The organism is Oceanospirillum sanctuarii (assembly GCF_002150805.1).
GTDB classification, from domain to species: domain Bacteria; phylum Pseudomonadota; class Gammaproteobacteria; order Pseudomonadales; family Halomonadaceae; genus Oceanospirillum; species Oceanospirillum sanctuarii.
The window spans coordinates 1,083,546-1,101,800 of the sequence record NZ_MTBA01000004.1; the positions used below are offsets into that span (position 1 = coordinate 1,083,546).

The following is an 18,255-nucleotide window of genomic DNA, read 5'->3' on the forward strand; positions in this document are numbered from 1 at the left end:
TCTTGGCATATCACTTAGCAGAGTGTCATTTTCAGCAAAAAAAATGCGACAATAGGTCTCTGTACATTTTTTTCATCTGTGAGACAGTCGGCAACTCAGCGGTTAAACCAGCTACCGCCTTGATTACAGAACCGTGGTGAATATTGTGCTAAAGCAGCCTCTTTTACATTTTTCAAAGTTCACGTTAGCCGCAGCAACGCTGCTGGCTGCAGTGTCTTTGTCCGGCTGCAATCAACCCACCGTTCTGGAAGAAGTTAAGCAAACCGGCACACTGAAAATCCTCACCCGCAACACCCCGACAACTTACTATGAAGGCGCTGATGGTCCTGCCGGCCTCGAATACGAGCTGGCCAGTATGTTTGCCGACCATCTGGGCGTAAAACTGGAAATCGACAGCAATCACGATATTCAGGACATCTATCAGTCTCTGGAAGAAGGTGATGCCCACCTGGCCGCAGCCGGCCTGGAAATCAGCCTCGAACGCACCAGCCAGGTCTATTTCAGCCAGAGTTATATGGACGTTCAGCCGGTTGTTATCTACAACCGAAAAGAGAAAACACCCCGCTCCATTGAAGACCTGATCGGAAAACAAACCGCCGTTATCGCAGGCACGAATAACGCTCAACTGTTGCGCGAACTGCAGCAGACTCATCCGAAGCTGAGCTGGAAAGAAACCAGCGATCTGGAAGCCACTGATCTGATCCGCATGGTGCATGATCAGGAGCTCGACGCCGCCATTATCAACTCCAATGAGTTCGATATTAACAAGGCCTACTACTCCCGGGCGAAAGAGGCCTTCAAGCTGGACGAACCCCATAAACTGGCTTGGGCGATGCCAAAGCATCGCGACAACACCCTATACAATGCGGCCCGTGATTTCTTCAATCAGATCGAAGCTGATGGCACCCTGTCACAGGTAAAAGACCGCTATTTTGGTCACACCGAAGAGCTGAATTACGTTGGTGTTCAGATTTTTTTACGACATATTCGCGGTCGTCTGCCCAAATACGAGAAGCACTTCAAACAGGCTGCAGAAAAGTACAATCTGGACTGGCGTTTATTAGCCGCGACCGGTTATCAGGAATCCCACTGGCGTCCCCGGGCAAAATCTCCCACCGGCGTTCGCGGTATCATGATGCTCACTCTGAACACTGCCAGCGATATGGGTGTGACCAACCGTCTTGATCCGAAACAGAGTATCTACGGCGGCGCACGCTATCTGTCTAAACTGATTCGCCGTATGCCGGAACAGATTCTGGAGCCGGATCGTACCTGGATGGCACTGGCTTCTTACAACGTGGGTTATGGTCATCTGGAAGATGCCCGGAAGATCACCGAGCACATGAAGAAAGACCCGAATAAATGGATCGATGTGCGGGAACATCTGCCACTACTGCAGAAACGTAACTGGTACCGCTTCACCAAACACGGCTTTGCCCGCGGTGAAGAGCCGGTACATTACGTGCAGAACATCCGCCAGTATTACGATATTCTGACCTGGTATGACAGCCGCCTGCAGCAGGTTGCACAGAATCAGGCAACCGAACAGACTGTTGATGAAGCCGTCAGCTTCAGCATTGTTCCACCGGTTCTTTAAAGAGATCTTTTAGAGCAATTTAAGAATTCTTCAGCCCTAACGATCCTTCCTGCGTTCCGCAAAAAAAGCCTTCATAATCTGCTTACTTTTCCCTGATAAAAGCCCACCGGTAACAGCTACTTTATGGTTGTACCAGGGCTGCGCAAACAGATTACAGATACTCTCATTCACACCGGTTCGTGGCTCTGCCGCACCGTAATACACATGACGGATACGGCTGTGGATAATAGCCCCCGCACACATGGTGCAGGGTTCCAACGTGACATAGAGGTCGCACTCATTCAGGCGATAATTATCCAGCTGCTTCGCCGCATCCCGCAGCGCCATAATCTCAGCGTGAGCCGTGGGATCACAGCCTGCAACCGGCTGATTCCAACCCCGGCCGACAATCTCTCCGTTATAAACCACTACCGCACCAACCGGCACCTCACCTTCATCAGCAGCCTGTTGCGCCAGCTCTAACGCCCTGTGCATGAAATATTCCGGCTTACGACTCATAATTTACAAACAATCCTATCAACGATGCTAAGCAACAGACCTGCAACACACTGAAGCAAAAGCAGAAGGTCATTGTGTCTGTGCTTATGATAATCTGTTTTCCTGTCATCGTGACACTTAACAACAGAACCAAGAACCGAATACCAAAACACTTATATTTAAAAACCAAACACTTAATACCTGAGCCATCACATGACGTGCTGGCAACCGGCTAATTCCTGTGTCCTTTAACCAGCACGATTCCCGCTGGCGGTCAGCAGAAAGGAAAGCGCCGGACAGATTAGCCGGAGGTGCGCACTTTATGTCTTTTACCCGTTTCACATCGGTCAAAAAAACCGCCTCAGCACTTGGCCTAGGCCTGATCACCCTGTTGCCAATCTCTCTGGCAGAGGCCGCCCCCATTCGCTTTCTCGTAGGATATCCAACGGAAGCCAGTGCTCCCTACTATCTGGATTCCGGTACTGAAGTTCCGGCCAACAATCCCGGTTACAGCGTGGAGGTAATGCAGGAAGTGGGCAAGCGGGTCAAAGAGGTTCGCTTCCAGCTGGTACGCTGTGACTTTGAAGACTGCCTTGAACAGATCAAGACCGGCAAACTGGATGGGCTTTTTAATGTCCCTTACCGTGAGCACTGGCTGTTTACCGGCAAATACCCCTTCACCAAGGCCAAGGTTGATCCCCGCCAGAGACTGTACGGTGAAGAGTATGCTCTCTACCGCATCAAGGATAACCGCCGCGTCACCACTGATGGTGATCGTATTTACGGCCTGAAAGGCCAGAGTGTTGCGGTGAAAACCGACAGCCCTGTGATTTCGCTACTGGAAGAAAACAACTATCCGGTCATCAGCTTCCCGACCACCACGGAAGCTCTTCAGGCGATGCTGCAGCGTGAAGTACCGGCAACAGTTCTGGTCGCCGAGCATGTGGAAACCCTTGCCCGTATGCACCCTGAGCTGGGCGACCTTATCAGCCGCGCCGAATACAGCCTGTTTGAGGAAGATTACTATCTGATGCTGAGCCGCCAGTTCTATGCCAAAAAACCCTGGCTGGCTGAGAAGATCTGGACAGAACAAACCAAAGTTCAGCAGGAACTGGCTGAAAAACTGGCGAATAAATATATCCGCTGATTCTCACCTTTATCGGATCATACAAACGCAAAAAAGCCCCTTTCGGGGCTTTTTTGGTGGGGATTAAGCTTCTTTATTCAGAGGAGGTTGATTCTTCCTGCTTAGGGCAGAAGTTACCGTTACCGCCGTCTTCTTCTGTCACACAGTCACCAAACGATTCGAAGTGAATAGCCAGATAAGCTTCTGTGCCAGTAAAGCTTCGCGTTACCGAATAGGATTGCTGTTCAGTTTCAAACTCTTCCTGATAGCCCAGCTGCCCAGGAGCAACAGTACAGGTGTGATTATCACCTACGAAGATCTGAATCTTCTTAAAGCCATAATCTTCAAAAATCTGAACATCAATATCAACTTCGCCGGCAGCACCATCAAAGGTAATTGTTGCATTACCAATATGACTACCTTTTGTTAGTACATTCTGACCTGCAGCGGCGTAGATAGGATAAGTTCCTGTAGCACCAGCCATAATAGGACCTACTGACCAACCCCATTTAGATGACAGCGAGCCCACATTATTCTCATCATCGGTTCCACGGATATCATCGGCACCACAGCTTAAAAGGCTAGTGAACTCAGTTTCACCGACAACCCAAGCAGTTTCACCACCGCGATAACCATCATCACCCGGACCATCCGGATCATCGTCACAAGTCACGACAAAATTAAAGCTGCTACGGGTCGCCCAGCTACCGCGATCAACAACACGATCACCGTCACTCCAACCGGTTTCAGTCTGATAGCCGCTGATGTCATTCCCCATACCAACAACAGCATGTGCCATCACATAGAAAGGCGACAATTCGACGCCACACAGAGCATTCAGATCCGCAAAGGTATCGGTGAATGAATACAGAGGAATCGAAACCGAGTAATTATCCACCCACTCGATATTTCCTGAGTTGTAAGGGAAGTTACCGATTTTAGGATTACCCTTTTTGTTTTGCGGATAATCGTCCGCAAACTCACCTGCCCAGGTGTGGGTCTCGCCCAACATCCAGCCGTCTTGAGTCTGATAATCGACAACCAGATTCTCACCATCAATGCTCAGGCAAACATCGCCTGCATCAATATTTTGGCCCGCCATTAAATCGAAGCATTGAGTTTCGGGATCAATCGATAGAACAGCATTATTCGCATTGGCAGTGAAAGAGGCCGAGAGGAGTAAAGCGCCGGCAACAGCGGGAAGCATGCTCTGCTTCAGGACTGTCGATAGGTTTGTCTGTTTCATGAGTATGTCCCCACTTATTGTTGTCTTACGATACACAGTGTAACGCAATGTAAAGAAAGCAATAGGAGAAATACTACATAACTTTACATAAGAAGATGAAGATAAATATTCTGACCAATTACAACCCGGCCTGAAGCTTGCGGTTTGTATCGTGAGGACTAGGGTAAGAGGAGCACAATTTAAACGAGGTAAAGCAATTCAAGATCAGGAGGATCCTGTGGCCAAACCGATAAAAGTTATTAAAAATCAAACCAATACGCCAGAAGACAGCGAAAAGCTCTGGAGTGAAATCACTCGACAGGCGACCGGGCTACGCCACCTGTTACATCGTCAGCCAGAGCTGACCTGGCAGGAAGCTAAAACCAGCCAGACCATTCGACACTATCTCGACAGCCTTCAGATACCTTGGCGAAAATGTGAACAGTTTGGCACTTTAGCGACACTGGCTCCTGAAGCATCGGGCACTCATATCGCGCTGCGTGGGGATATAGATGCCCTCCCGATTCAGGAAGAAGCAGCTGTCAGTTACGCTTCGAACACTCCCGGCTGTATGCACGCCTGCGGTCACGATGGCCACACCGCAGCCCTTTGGGCGACTGCCGCCTGGTTAAAAGCCCATGAGGATCAGTTACCAGGGCCTGTCACTCTTATTTTTCAGCCTGCAGAAGAAGGCGGCCACGGCGCTAAAGCACTGATCGATGCGGGAGCGCTGAACGGTATTGACTGTATCTATGGTTGGCACAACTGGCCTGCCATCCCTTTTGGTCAGGCGGTTTGCCCCAATGGCACTGTCATGGCGGGTAACGGCACCTTTCATATCCGGGTAAGAGGGCAAGGTGGCCATGCCAGCCAACCGGAACTCTGCCGTGACCCTCTTCTGGCGGGAGCAGCCATGGTGCTCAATCTGCAGCAAATTATCAGCCGCCGGATCGCCCCGCAGGATGCTGCCGTGGTCAGCGTCTGTTCTTTCAAGGCAGAAAGTGCCGCCACCGTGATTCCGGAACAGGCCTTGATCGAAGGCAGTATTCGTCTGTCGAAGCCGGAGCTGCGCCAGCCCATCAATCAGCTGATCGAACAGATCTGTCAGGATACCGCCCGCAGCTACGGGGTCGAAGTGGAGATCGAGATACGCCCCCGCTACGAGGCAACGATCAATCACCCGAAAGCTGCCGCCAACTTTCGTCAGGCGCTGCAGGATCACCTGGGAGACAACTGGCAAAGTAATACTCCCACGCCCATTATGGCATCGGAGGATTTCAGCTATTACCTGCAACAGACTCCAGGAGCCTTTGCCCTGATCGGCATGGCTGAAGATGATGCCTTCACCAAACCTTGCCACAGCCCTCTCTATCAATTTAATGATCGTTTGCTGCCCAAGGTTGTTGCTCTGTTTGCTTCGCTAACCGGAGCACCACTGCCACCGGAATCTAAACTCTGCGCCAGTTCAAAGGGCTGAATTGACAGGAAACCAGAGCCAACGATTTTCCAGCCACCTGACAACAAAATCGACAAAATTCATAAATTAACGGCTAATTTCGGGAAAAAGATTAAAAATACTTATAAAAATTCATTTCTGAACCAGCCTTGCAGGATCGCTTTATCTCTCCTACGTTGAAGGCAGACCATTAAAAAACCGCCGTTTGCTCCACTTCCGGTAAGGGTTCATTTCCTGCCTGAAGCGGCCCATGCAACCGGCGGCTTTTTTTCAGCCGGAGCTCTGAATCCGGCAAGGTCTGTCATCATTTTGGTCAGTGGAAACCAAGCCTGACCCGGTCACTTTCCGACCGGCTTTATTGGTTCATAACTGGCTGCATTTAAATACCGTGCCGCCGCAATGGTGGTACCGACACACTGACTTAAAAGGGAAAAGACGACTCCCGACAGGTCAGTTTTGGAGGGGTTATGGAAATTTTTGAGCAGTGGGAATCCGAGATCCGGGGCTACTCCCGGGCCTATCCAACGGTGTTTGCTTCGGCATCCAACGCCCGACAGGTCGATGAGCAAGGCAAAAGCTATATCGATTTTTTCGCCGGTGCCGGGGTACTCAACTTCGGTCACAACAATCCCCGTATGAAACAGGCGCTAATCGACTTTATTCAGGCCGATGGCGTTGCCCACAGTCTGGATATGAGCACCACGGTAAAGCGTGAGTTTATCAGCGCTTTCGCCGAAACCATCCTCAAACCCCGTCAGATGAATTACAAAATGCAGTTTATGGGGCCAACCGGCACCAACTCCGTTGAGGCGGCCCTGAAACTGGCTCGACGGGTTACCGGTCGTCACCATGTTGTCGCTTTTAGCCAAGGATTTCACGGCATGACCCTTGGTGCACTGGCCTGTACTGCCAATCAATACTTCCGCAATGCTGCGGGGGTCCCTCTCAACAACGTCAGCCACGCTCCTTTTGAAACCAATTTGGGCTGTGGCTCCGGCTGTATGAAAACCCTGCGCGAAGGTTTTGAAAATAGCTCCAGCGGCTTCGAGCCTCCTGCCGCTTTTATCGTCGAAACCATTCAGGCCGAAGGTGGCGTCAATATCGCCAGCGAAGCCTGGCTGATGGAGCTGCAACAACTGGCGAAAGATCTGGGCTCACTGCTGATTATCGATGAGATTCAGGTGGGCTGTGGCCGCACGGGCAGCTACTTCAGCTTTGATAAGACAGGGCTCGATCCGGACATTATCTGTCTGGCTAAAGGCATTGGTGGCTTCGGTACGCCACTGGCTATGAATCTGGTGAAACCGGAACATGACGCCCACTGGCAACCGGGAGAGCATACCGGAACCTTCCGCGGACAGGGTTTCTCCTTTGTCGCCGGTCGCGAAGCCTTGCGTTATTTCGAAGATAACGCCCTGATGGATCTGACCACTGAACGCGGCCTGATGATCGCGGGTCGTTTGGCAGAGATCGCTGCCCGTTACCCTAACTTCTCCTCAAGGGGTAAAGGCATGATTCAGGCGCTGGATACCAAAGATGGCGATGCTGCCAAGGCGATTGCCAAAACCTGTTTTGAATCCGGTCTGTTAGTCGGCCCATGCGGTGTCGGTGGTCAGGTCATTAAACTGATCCCGCCGCTGACCATTCCCGATGATGATCTGGAAGAAGGCCTGCAAACTCTGGAACGCTCAGTTGCCACAGTGATGGAGGGTCGCGCATGAAACAGAGAGATGATATGACCTTTCCGTTTGCTGAATACGAGCGCCGGTTAAGCGACCTCCGCCAGCGTATGGCCAAGCGGCTTCTGGATGCTGTGATTATCACGGACCCGGAAAACCTGATGTATCTGACCGACTATCAGACGACAGGCTACTCCTACTTTCAGGCACTGGTGATTCCGCTGGAAGACGAACCCTTTATGATCACCCGCAAGATGGAAGAATCGAACATTCACGCCCGTACCTGGGTGGAGAAAACCCGCCCCTATCCGGACACAGGTGATGCGATCCAGATGCTGATCGAATCCCTGCGGGAGTTTGGTCTCTCCAATAAGGTGCTGGGTTACGAGCGCAACAGCTACTTCTTCCCCGCCTATCATCAGGACTACCTGCATACCGCTTTTACCGAAGGTCGGCTGATGGATTGCTTCGGTATTGTCGAAGAGGGTCGCGCCTGCAAATCGGAAGTGGAACTGGAGATCATGCGCATCGCAGCCAAAGCGACCGTCGCCGGTATGCGTGCAGGTTTTGATGCTGTTCATCCCGGCGTTACCGAAAATGAGATTGGCGCAGCGATCAGCGAGGCGATGTTCCGTGCTGGCGGCGAACCACCTGCAGTCATGCCCTACGTTACCTCCGGCCCCCGCACCATGATCGGCCACGCCACCTGGGAAGGTCGCAAGGTGCAGGCCAGTGAACACGTCTTTCTGGAAGTGGGCGGCTGCTATCGTCGTTATCACACCGCCATGATGCGAACCGTCATCTGCGGTGAACTGAGCGATTCTATGTACAAGGCTCAGGAGACAATGAAAAATGCCCTCAAACATGTTCGGGCAGAACTGAGACCGGGCATGACCGTCTCCGATGCGGACAATCTGGTGCGCACCATAATTACCGATAACGATGTCGGGGCCCGCCTGATCACACGCTCCGGCTACTCCATCGGCATCGCCTTCCCGCCAAGCTGGGACGAAGGCTATATCATCAGTCTGAAGCAGGGTGACAGTACCATTCTGGAACCCGGCATGACCTTTCATATCATCCCCTGGATGTGGGGCGTTGATGGTGACAAAACCTGCGGTATCTCAGACAGCATCTACATCACAGATAGCGGATGTGCGTCCTTCTTTGACGGCATGGAGGAGGACTTTGTCATCAAGCCTGAAACAGAAATCAAAGACGTCATCAGCACCTTCCCCACTGAAAATGCCCAGAAGACAGTGCAGGCTTTGAAGAGCGTAAAACAGGAGAAAAACAAAAAGAGCAGCAGCAAAAACCATAGCGCAAAGAAATCACAAGGAGTCTGATATGTTTACTGTTATCAATCCAACAACAGGTCAGCCCCTTTATCAGAAACCCTTACTCACTCCTGACGAGATGGAACATAAAATTCAGGCCTCTTTTGAAGCCTGGCAGCTTTGGCGCCAGCGTAGCTTTAAAGAACGCGCAGACGTGCTGATCCGTGTTGCCCGCATGATGCGGGAAAGCGTCGATATGCTAGCGATGCCGATGACCGAAGAGATGGGCAAACCCATTAAAGAAGCCCGGGCAGAGGTATTAAAAGCCGCCTGGTGTGCAGAACATTATGCCGAGCATGCTGAGGAGTATCTGAGCGCTAAAACCCTGCCTTCTGATGCTTCTCACAGTTATGTGCAGCATCTTCCGCTGGGGCCGGTTCTTGGAGTTCTGCCCTGGAACGCCCCCTTCTGGCTGGCATTTCGGTTTTGTGCACCGGCACTCATGGCAGGTAATACCTGCCTGATGAAGCATGATCCCCATGTGCCCGGCTGTGCCGAAGCGATCGCCGGTCTCTTTACGCAGGCAGGCGTGCCGGAAAACATCATGCAGAACCTGCCGTTGCAGACGCCGGATGTGGAAGCCGCTATTCGCCATCCGAGGGTTCAGGCAGTTTCCTTTACCGGTTCGGGTAAAGCTGGCGGCATCGTGGCTTCCATAGCTGCATCTGAGATTAAACCTTCCGTGCTGGAACTCGGTGGCTCTGACCCTGCCATCGTGCTGGCAGATGCAGATCTTGAAGCGGCAGCCGATGCCATTGCTCTATCACGCATTATCAATGCCGGTCAGTCCTGTATCGCTGCTAAACGCATCATTGTGGAAGAGAGCGTGCATGATGGCTTTGTGGATAAGTTAAAGCTGCGTCTGGAGAAACTTCAGATGGGTGATCCGAAGGAGGAAACCACTGATATCGGCCCTATCGCCCGTAAAGACCTGAGAGACAATCTTGATCGTCAGGTTAGGCAAACGCTGGATGCCGGAGCGCAATGCTTACTCGGCGGTAAGGTTCCGGATCGTGAGGGTTTTTTCTATCCGGTAACGCTGCTCACAGGTGTCACCAACGGGATGCTTGCCTGTCAGGAGGAAACCTTCGGGCCAATTGCCGTGGTGTTGAAAGCCGCAGATGCCGACGAAGCGCTCCGGATCGCCAATGATACTGAGTACGGTCTTGCCGCCTCCGTCTGGACGGAAACCAAACGTGGTGAATCCATTGCCCGGGAGATCATGGCGGGTCAGGTCGTAGTGAACGGTATCGTCAAGACCGACCCCCGCCTGCCAAGTGGCGGCATTAAACGCTCAGGCTTCGGCCGGGAATTAGGTCCCCACGGCATCATGGAGTTTGTGAACACTCAGCAGGTTTGGGTCGGCCCCAAAACAGAATAAAAGACGTAAGAAAAATCATAACCCACTCAATGTTTCCTCCTGGGCTTAACCATAAGCCCTCTCCTCCCCCGACAGGCATTCTGTCGGGGTATTTTTTCAAAAACTTCCCTTTATCACGAGTCAAACTGCCTTTAACTCAAACCTGATTGCCTTAATCCAAAACCGCCTTTTGACAAAATGTCATTAAGCAATAGCCCTGACCAGACTGATGCTGTAAGCTGCACCACCGCTTAACGCGACCCTCTTTGCAGCCTGCATTTATTCATTAAGAGAACATCTTCTATGAGCTTTGCCTCTCTGGGCTTATCGGCCCCTATTCTTGCCGCCGTTAGCGAGCAAGGTTACGAAACACCTTCCCCGATTCAGGCCCAGGCAATTCCACCTGTGATTGCAGGTAAAGATGTCATGGCAGCTGCACAGACAGGTACCGGTAAAACCGCTGGCTTCACCCTTCCTCTGCTGGAAGTGCTAAGCCGGGGCCAACAGACCAAGGGCAATCAGGTACGCGCCCTGATCCTGACGCCAACCCGTGAGCTGGCCGCTCAGGTGAGTGAGAGCGTTGAGCAGTACAGCACCCATCTGCCGATCCGCAGCACTGTGGTCTTTGGTGGCGTGAAGATCAATCCGCAAATCAGTCGTCTGCGTCAGGGTTGCGATATTCTGGTGGCAACACCGGGTCGTCTGCTGGATCTGTATCAGCAGGGTGCCGTGCGCTTTAATCATCTGGAAGTGCTGGTACTGGATGAAGCTGATCGCATGCTGGATATGGGCTTTATTCACGATATTCGTAAAATCCTCGCGATTTTGCCGGCAAAACGTCAGAACCTCATGTTCTCGGCAACCTTCTCCGATGATATCCGCAAGCTGGCTAAAGGCATTGTGAACAACCCCGTTGAGGTTTCGGTAACCCCGGCAAACTCAACGGCAAAAACCGTTAAGCAGTGGATCAGCCCGGTGGATAAAAACCGCAAACCTGCCCTGCTGTCCCATTTGATCAAAAGTGAAAACTGGAATCAGGTGCTGGTCTTTACCCGCACTAAACACGGCGCGAACAAACTGACCAAGGTTCTGGAGAAAAACGGTATTACTGCCGCAGCTATTCACGGCAATAAAAGTCAGGGAGCCCGAACCAAAGCACTGGCAGACTTTAAGAGCGGTGCGGTAAGTACGCTAGTGGCTACCGATATTGCGGCACGAGGTCTGGATATCGATCAGCTACCGCAGGTAGTGAACTTCGAACTGCCGAACGTACCGGAAGACTACGTACACCGTATTGGTCGAACCGGCCGCGCAGGAGCATCCGGTCAGGCGGTTTCTCTGGTCAGTGCCGATGAGTTTAAGCAGCTGAAAGATATCGAGCGTCTGATTCAGCAGAATCTGGAACGCAATGCTGTTGCCGGATTTGAGCCAGTTAACGAACTGGGTTCCTCTCCGGCACCTCAGGCTCAGAAACCGAAAAGACCACGCCGTGCCCGCCCTCAGGGGGAGCATAAAGATGGCCAACGCTCCGGTGAAAATGCGCGCGGCCATAAACCTGCAGCTAAAAATCGTCGCCATGGCAGTAAACCGGCCAACGCCAATCAGGAAAAGGGTCGATCAGAAGCCGGGCGCAATAGTCGCAACGCAAATGGGGAGCAACGCAGTCGCCGCTCTGACGCTAATGGCAACAAACAAAGCACAGATAACAAGCCTAAACGCAGCTTCTCGGCCAAGCCCTCTGCACCATCGCCATGGGGCAATCGCTGATCATTTCTCAGCGCTTTGACTCTCACACCAAAAATGCTCCTTCGGGGGCATTTTTTTCGCCTAGAGATCGGGTGCTCACTTTATTACCTCAAACCTGTCTCAGCTCTTCTGTCTCGGCTCTCTTCCCCCCTTACTCCACACCCCCTACTCCACAACCCAGTCTCCAATCCTCTTCACATTATTTCTTCTCAACTCCAATTCTCGGACGACAGGAGGATAAAACCAGAGAAAAGTGATCAGGTTTTCGTTTTCTGGCGTACGCTGATGGAAGCCCCCATCAATCCGATGAAGCCAATTCCGAAACGACCCTAACGAGGTAACCGATATGACTGCTCTGCCCTTACGCCAGTTACTCCTTCTGTTACTTGGCGCTAGCGTGATCCTGACAATGACACTTCCGGCTCAGGCCGCCAGTGGAAAAGATGTAGTTTATAAGGTTCGGGGTGAAGCCTACGAAGGCTATTACATGCCTGCGGCCCGAATGTCATCTTCAGCGCCTTTGGTACTGCTGATCCATGACTGGGATGGCCTGACCGACTATGAAAAACAGAGAGCCAAAATGCTCTCCGATCAGGGCTATAACGTCTTTGCAGCCGACCTGTTCGGACAGGGCGTACGTCCGACCGAAGTAAAAGATAAACGTCAGCACACCGGTGAGCTCTACAAAGACAGAGAAAAAATGCGCGCTCTGATGATGGGCGCTATGAAAGCGGCTGCCAAGCAAGGGGCCGATACCGATAATTCAGTGGCCATGGGTTACTGCTTCGGTGGGGCTGCAGTTCTGGAGCTGGCCCGTTCAGGTGCTGACTTTAAAGGCTTTGCGACCTTTCACGGCGGCCTGAAAACACCTGAAGGCCAGGACTATGCCAAAGCTAAAGGTAAAATTCTGGTGATGCACGGCAGTGCAGACAGCGCGATTCCCATGGAGCAGTTTGCCCAACTGACCAATGAGCTGGAAGCCGCTAAGATCGATCATGAAATGATCACCTACAGTGGCGCGCCTCATGCCTTTACCGTATTTGGCTCCGGTCGCTATCAGGAAGTGGCTGACAAGCAGTCCTGGAAACGCTTCAGCGACTTTCTGGATGAAATGACAGCCAACTGATCTTCTATAACGAGCTAACCAGTTAGCCTGATATCAATCTCTCATATAGAAAAACCCGCTGAATCCTGGGCGAGAGGAGAAGTGGATTCAGCGGGCTATGCTCGGTTTTTCTGAGCCGTTTTTTTATATCTCAACAGACTCGTAGCGATTACTTCAGCAATGTCTGGATCAGGTCCATCACTTCCTGCTGTTCCTGATCATTCAGGGCACCGTCTTTCATCCAGCGGACGCGGTTTTCTGCATCCACCACTATAATGGCAGAGCTCTCTTCCTGAAGATCCCAGACAGAACGGGCAACCCCTTCCTGATCCAGCACCATCATCGACCAGGGAAACTCTTCTTTACTGCTTTCCAGCTTACCTTTCACAATGCCACCGGTGCCCCAGATCGCATCATCAGTATTCACTACCGTAACCGTCTGATAACGGTCTTTTGGCAGCTCTGCGGCTTTAATTCGGTCAATGAGGGGAGCGTTCAGCTCTTTAGCTGAGGTACGACCTGCCATATGCTGAATAACATACACCTTGCCGGTCAGTTGCTGACTCTGCCAGGGGGTATAGTGGATATCGCCGGACTGAAGTACCAGCTCACCGCCTTCCATCACACTGACAGAAGGCAGGGTTGCATCTGTGGTTACAGAAGCATGGGCAGATACACTCAGAGTCATCAGCAATGATGCTAGGGTATTGCGGAACAGGCGGAAACAGCGTTGAGTAACGCCATTCTCAGAAACCGCCTTTAAAAACAGGGTACGCGGTGCCATCGATCATCTCCTTTCTTTCTTATTTTTAGCTTGGGTTATGTTGGCATCAGACCGAGAGTAAACCAATTTCCGATAAATTCAAACAGTCGTTTGTTTTGCTTGATGGGCAAATGATGCAGGTACAGCGCATCATGATAAGAAGCATAAACTTCAGGCACAAAAAAAGCCGATCATAAAGATCGGCTTCTTCAAATTCTTGCTGCCGTTTAACAGCGAAGCAACAACTTACAGAGCAGCTATATTACAGAGCTACAATGTTCTCTGCCTGAGGGCCTTTTGCGCCATCAGTAACAGTAAATTCAACTTGCTGACCTTCAGTCAGAGTTTTGAATCCAGAGCTTGTGATTGCGCTGAAGTGTGCAAAAACGTCAGGGCCAGTTGGCTGCTCGATGAAACCAAAACCTTTAGCTTCGTTAAACCACTTAACAGTACCACGGATAGTATTAGACATAATAAATTCACCTGAATTTAAAAAGAGAAAGCGCCTTCATCGGCGATGTTTTGCAGAATAATAGACTGGAACTTAGAGACTTCAGGACGAGGAATTATGAATAAAACTACGTATTGGAGAATATAAATTAGAGACTTCTATCTAGCTGCTGGCGATAGTATAGAGCTGTGACCAAGATAGCGAGCTTTATTTCAGTTATTTCTGAAAACCCCTGTAAAAACTAATACACAGAACCAAAAAAACCCCGCATTGAGCGGGGCAAAATTAGGGTGCTTAAGCAGAAGCACTTCAAGAAAGCCTGGCAGCAAGGCTGCCAGTAAATGACTTTGGTCCGCGATATGAGCCAAAGTCGGTCGGATTGAGACAATCCATGTGGAATCCGATCCCGGGCAGAGATCAGATTCCAAAACTTCATTCTGATCAGTAACCGTTCAGCTGGTCGATATACTCCGGCAGGAACAGTGAGATCTGAGGCACGTAGGTGATCAGGATCAGGAAGCCCAGCAGCAGGCTCAGCCATGGCAGCGCCGCGCGGATTACCCAAACCATGCTGCGACCGGTAATACCCGCAGTTACGAACAGGTTCAGACCTACAGGTGGTGTCAGCATACCGATCTCCATGTTCACCACCATGATGATACCCAGGTGAATCGGGTCGATACCCAGCTGAGTTGCAATCGGGAACAGGATAGGTGCCATGATCAGCAGGATCGCAGATGGCTCCATAAAGTTACCTGCCGCCAGCAGCAGAATGTTCACCACAATCAGGAAGCCCCACGCAGGCAGACCCCAGCCGATAATGGTTTCCGCGATGATGTGCGGAATACGCTCGGTAGTCAGTACGTGTGCAAACAGCATGGCGTTGGCGATGATAAACAGCAGCATCAGAGATACTTTCGCCGCATCCAGTACCACACGTTTTACTTCTTCGTCGAAGAACGACTTAGGCAATGCGATACCGATCTGAGCCAGGTTACGTACCACACAGGAAGCCAGAGCTTCACCTTCATAGCGCCATGGCTTGTCTTTCAGCGGGCCCATATCACGGTAACCGAATACCGCAACCAGGAAGGCATAAACCGCAGCAACTGCCGCTGCTTCAGTCGGACTAGCCACGCCACCATAGATAGAACCCAGAACGATCACGATCAGCATCAGACCGCCCATAGCGATGGCACCGGAGCGGAACAGCGCACGGAAACCCGGGAATGGCTGAGCCGGGAAATTCTTGATACGCGCCACGATGTAGATAGCGATCATCAGAATGCCGCCCATCATCAGACCCGGAATCATACCGGCCATAAACATACGGGCTGCAGATACTTCTGTCGCAGCTGCATAAACCAGCATCACGATAGAAGGCGGAATCAGAATACCCAGAGTACCGGCGTTAGCGATAACGCCCGCCGCAAAGCTTTCCGGGTAACCGGCACGAACCATACCGGCAATTACGATGGTACCGATCGCCGCAACAGTCGCAGGAGATGAACCGGATACCGCAGCAAACAGCATACAGGCCATAACAGAAGCCATTGCCAGACCACCTTTTACGTGGCCGATACTGTCTACTGCAAAGTTAATCAGACGTTTTGCCACACCACCGGTGGACAGGAATGCAGACGACAGAATAAAGAATGGAATCGCCAGCAGGGTGTAGTGGTGAGACAGCGCTTCAAACAGTTTCAGCGCAATCGATGCCAGGGAATCATCCGAAAACATCAGAATCGTGCCCACACTGGACAGACCCAGTGCTACGGCAATTGGCATACCCAGGAAGATACAGCCAAACAGGATCAGGAAAAGTACAGCGATTGTCATTTGTCTGCTCCTGGTTTATCAGAATCATTAGCAGCTTTTTCAGCTTTAGCGTTATCAGCAGCTTCCTGTAGCTCTTCAGCCAGGTGCATACTGTCTTTACCTTCATCTGCCAGATGGAAACCGTCTTTCTTACCGGTCAGTATGCCCCAGCCCAGTTCAGCAAAGCGGATCACCAGCAGTACAAAACCCACCGGCATAATCATCATCGCCATCCACTTAGGAACCGCGATATCTTCCATCTCAATACCGATCATGTGCATCAGCTGCAGATAGTCCCACGAACCCAGCAGGAACAGAGCGCAGTAAACAAAACACAGAGCGATTGCTACCAGGCCAGCCAGACGACGCAGCGGCTCCGGCAGAAGTTTTACAACAACATCTACCCCGATATGCGCACCGATACGCACCCCGTAAGAGGCACCGAACAGTACAAACCATGCAGAAGTGTAAAGAGTTGCTTCCTGAATCCAGATCACGCCGGTGTTAAATACGAAGCGCATAACCACTTCGGCAAATACCAGCAGGGTCATGGCGACCAGCAAGAGAGCAACGATGTTCTCTTCAAGTTTATGAATGAAACGTACAACCATGATTTAACTCTCATCGTTTCGTGAGCAGGCTCTGTCCGGATTGATGCTGGATGGTAAAAAACCATCAACTGTCAGATAACGGGGTACAAAAGCCAAAGAGGTGTGCGGGGGTTTTAAAACACCACTGCCAGCGGGCTGACAGCGGTGTTTTCTTCTCTACTACGCGCTTACGCTCTTAAAAAGAACCGAGCGCTACAACACAACTTACCGGAGCAGCGCGGGCCGATCCGGTAAGACAGGGTTGTTAGTTGTTCGCCTGGATTGCAGCTTCGATAACGTCTTTACCGATCTGACGCTCGAACTGTTTCCATACAGGCTTCATCGCATCTACCCACTGCTGACGCTCTGCATCAGTGATCTGCAGTACAGTAGTACGCTTGGAATCGATAATGCGCTGACGGTCGCCCATCGCTTTCTCTTCAGCAACCTTGTTGCCGTATGCGATCGCTTCATCCAGAGCTTTCTTCAGCTCAGGACGTACGTCTTCAGGCAGGCCTTTCCAGAAACGCGCGGAAGTCACAACCATGTAGTCCAGAACACCGTGGTTGGTTTCAGTCACGTAATCCTGAATTTCGAAGAATTTTTTCGAGTACAGGTTAGACCATGGGTTTTCAGCACCATCGATCGCTTTGGTCTGCATCAGGGTGAAAACTTCGGAGAAAGGCTTTTTCAGAGGAATTGCATCAACGGCTTCGAACTGAGCAACCAGAACATCAGACGTCATGATACGGAACTTCAGGCCATCAGCGTCTTTAGGAGTACGCAGAGGAGTGTTCGCAGACATCTGCTTCATGCCGTTGTGGATGTAACCCAGACCCATCAGGCCGCGTTTTTCCAGAGAGGTCAGCAGTTTCTGACCGGTAGGGCCCTGCTGGAAACGATCAACTGCTTCCATATCTTTGAACAGGAACGGCAGATCAAAAACCTGCAGCTGCTTGGTGTATTTCTTGAACTTAGACAGAGAAGGCGCAGCCAGCTGAACATCACCCAGCAGCATAGCTTCCAGTACTTTGTCATCACCGAACAGCTGAGAGTTTGGATAAACCTCAACATTAACTTTGCCTGCCAGACGGGACTCAGCCAGCTCTTTAAATTTCAGAGCCATCTGGCCTTTTGGCGTGTTTTCCGCCACAACGTGGGCGAACTTGATTGTTACAGGTGCTGCAAAAGCTGTGGCTGCACCAGCGAACATACATGCTGCAAGCGTAACCGCTTTGGTCAGTGAACGCATCGATCCGACTCCTAAAGGAATTGTTGTTATGTAAATCAGGCCCTTGTGGTCAAACCGGCTTGTTAGCATCAGTCTGAAATCCCGGGCGGTGCAAAAAAAGGCCGGACATCTCCGGCCCTAAACTTGCAAAGGCCAGCCCAAATGACTTTAAAGGCTGCGACCAACCTAACTATTACAAGTAGAGTGCCAACTTATTAAATTCTCATTAAAAACAAACAACCTATTGTTTTATAAGAACTTTTATCAGAAAGGAGAAAGCCTCAGCGTTCTTTA

At 51.2% G+C, this 18,255-nt stretch carries 15 protein-coding genes; 8 read left to right on the forward strand and 7 right to left on the reverse strand.

All coding sequences use genetic code 11. The features are described 5' to 3' along the window. The first annotated feature begins 145 nt into the window (after positions 1 to 145). Positions 146 to 1,597: a membrane-bound lytic murein transglycosylase MltF gene (gene mltF / locus BV405_RS11895; RefSeq protein WP_176330131.1), complete on the forward strand. Its 1,452-nt coding sequence runs from the start codon at positions 146 to 148 to the stop codon at positions 1,595 to 1,597. 36 nt (positions 1,598 to 1,633) lie between these two features. Here mltF and tadA read toward each other — a convergent pair whose 3' ends face one another. After that, on the reverse strand, positions 1,634 to 2,095 hold the full coding sequence (gene tadA, locus BV405_RS11900) for a tRNA adenosine(34) deaminase TadA (RefSeq protein ID WP_281251671.1): 462 nt from the start codon (positions 2,093 to 2,095) through the stop codon (positions 1,634 to 1,636). 301 nt (positions 2,096 to 2,396) lie between these two features. On the opposite strand from tadA, the gene BV405_RS11905 reads away from it, so the two are divergent. Further along, positions 2,397 to 3,221: a substrate-binding periplasmic protein gene (locus tag BV405_RS11905; RefSeq protein ID WP_086481053.1), complete on the forward strand. Its 825-nt coding sequence runs from the start codon at positions 2,397 to 2,399 to the stop codon at positions 3,219 to 3,221. A 73-nt stretch (positions 3,222 to 3,294) separates the two neighbouring features. Here the strand turns inward: BV405_RS11905 and BV405_RS11910 are convergent, their stop codons facing one another. Beyond that, entirely contained in the window at positions 3,295 to 4,446 is a 1,152-nt protein-coding gene (locus BV405_RS11910) for a hypothetical protein (protein WP_140054581.1), read from the reverse strand. A 217-nt stretch (positions 4,447 to 4,663) separates the two neighbouring features. Between BV405_RS11910 and doeB2 the strand changes: the two genes are divergently transcribed. From doeB2 to BV405_RS11940, 6 genes are all read left to right on the forward strand, one after another. After that, the gene (gene doeB2 / locus BV405_RS11915; RefSeq protein WP_245832301.1) at positions 4,664 to 5,902 is read left to right on the forward strand and encodes a N(2)-acetyl-L-2,4-diaminobutanoate deacetylase DoeB2; all 1,239 of its coding nucleotides are present in this window, start codon (positions 4,664 to 4,666) and stop codon (positions 5,900 to 5,902) included. Between the two features lie 446 nt (positions 5,903 to 6,348). Further along, on the forward strand, positions 6,349 to 7,602 hold the full coding sequence (locus BV405_RS11920) for an aspartate aminotransferase family protein (RefSeq protein WP_086481055.1): 1,254 nt from the start codon (positions 6,349 to 6,351) through the stop codon (positions 7,600 to 7,602). Then, positions 7,599 to 8,906, forward strand: a complete 1,308-nt coding sequence (doeA, locus tag BV405_RS11925) for an ectoine hydrolase (RefSeq protein WP_086481056.1) — start codon at positions 7,599 to 7,601, stop codon at positions 8,904 to 8,906. The genes BV405_RS11920 and doeA overlap by 4 nt, the downstream gene beginning before the upstream one ends. 1 nt (position 8,907) lies before the next feature. Next, on the forward strand, positions 8,908 to 10,278 hold the full coding sequence (locus tag BV405_RS11930; RefSeq protein WP_086481057.1) for an NAD-dependent succinate-semialdehyde dehydrogenase: 1,371 nt from the start codon (positions 8,908 to 8,910) through the stop codon (positions 10,276 to 10,278). 282 nt (positions 10,279 to 10,560) lie between these two features. Continuing rightward, a complete protein-coding gene (locus tag BV405_RS11935) occupies positions 10,561 to 12,024 on the forward strand; it encodes a DEAD/DEAH box helicase (RefSeq protein WP_086481058.1) in 1,464 nt (487 codons plus the stop codon). A 325-nt stretch (positions 12,025 to 12,349) separates the two neighbouring features. Continuing rightward, the gene (locus BV405_RS11940; protein ID WP_086481059.1) at positions 12,350 to 13,129 is read left to right on the forward strand and encodes a dienelactone hydrolase family protein; all 780 of its coding nucleotides are present in this window, start codon (positions 12,350 to 12,352) and stop codon (positions 13,127 to 13,129) included. Positions 13,130 to 13,277: 148 nt separating this feature from the next. Here the strand turns inward: BV405_RS11940 and BV405_RS11945 are convergent, their stop codons facing one another. The 5 genes from BV405_RS11945 to BV405_RS11965 all read right to left on the reverse strand — a co-directional run bounded on the left by BV405_RS11945 (position 13,278) and on the right by BV405_RS11965 (position 17,982). Beyond that, complete coding sequence (locus tag BV405_RS11945; protein WP_217895632.1) at positions 13,278 to 13,892, reverse strand: YtfJ family protein; 615 nt, start codon at positions 13,890 to 13,892, stop codon at positions 13,278 to 13,280. A 241-nt stretch (positions 13,893 to 14,133) separates the two neighbouring features. After that, a complete protein-coding gene (locus BV405_RS11950) occupies positions 14,134 to 14,343 on the reverse strand; it encodes a cold-shock protein (protein ID WP_086481060.1) in 210 nt (69 codons plus the stop codon). A gap of 420 nt (positions 14,344 to 14,763) precedes the next feature. Then, positions 14,764 to 16,161 carry a TRAP transporter large permease gene (locus BV405_RS11955; RefSeq protein WP_086481061.1) on the reverse strand — a complete coding sequence of 466 codons (1,398 nt, stop codon included), beginning with the start codon at positions 16,159 to 16,161 and terminating at the stop codon, positions 14,764 to 14,766. Then, the gene (locus BV405_RS11960; RefSeq protein WP_086481062.1) at positions 16,158 to 16,751 is read right to left on the reverse strand and encodes a TRAP transporter small permease; all 594 of its coding nucleotides are present in this window, start codon (positions 16,749 to 16,751) and stop codon (positions 16,158 to 16,160) included. Before BV405_RS11960 ends, BV405_RS11955 begins: the two co-directional genes overlap by 4 nt. 244 nt (positions 16,752 to 16,995) lie before the next feature. Continuing rightward, complete coding sequence (locus BV405_RS11965; protein ID WP_086481063.1) at positions 16,996 to 17,982, reverse strand: TRAP transporter substrate-binding protein; 987 nt, start codon at positions 17,980 to 17,982, stop codon at positions 16,996 to 16,998. Between the last annotated feature and the right edge of the window lie 273 nt (positions 17,983 to 18,255).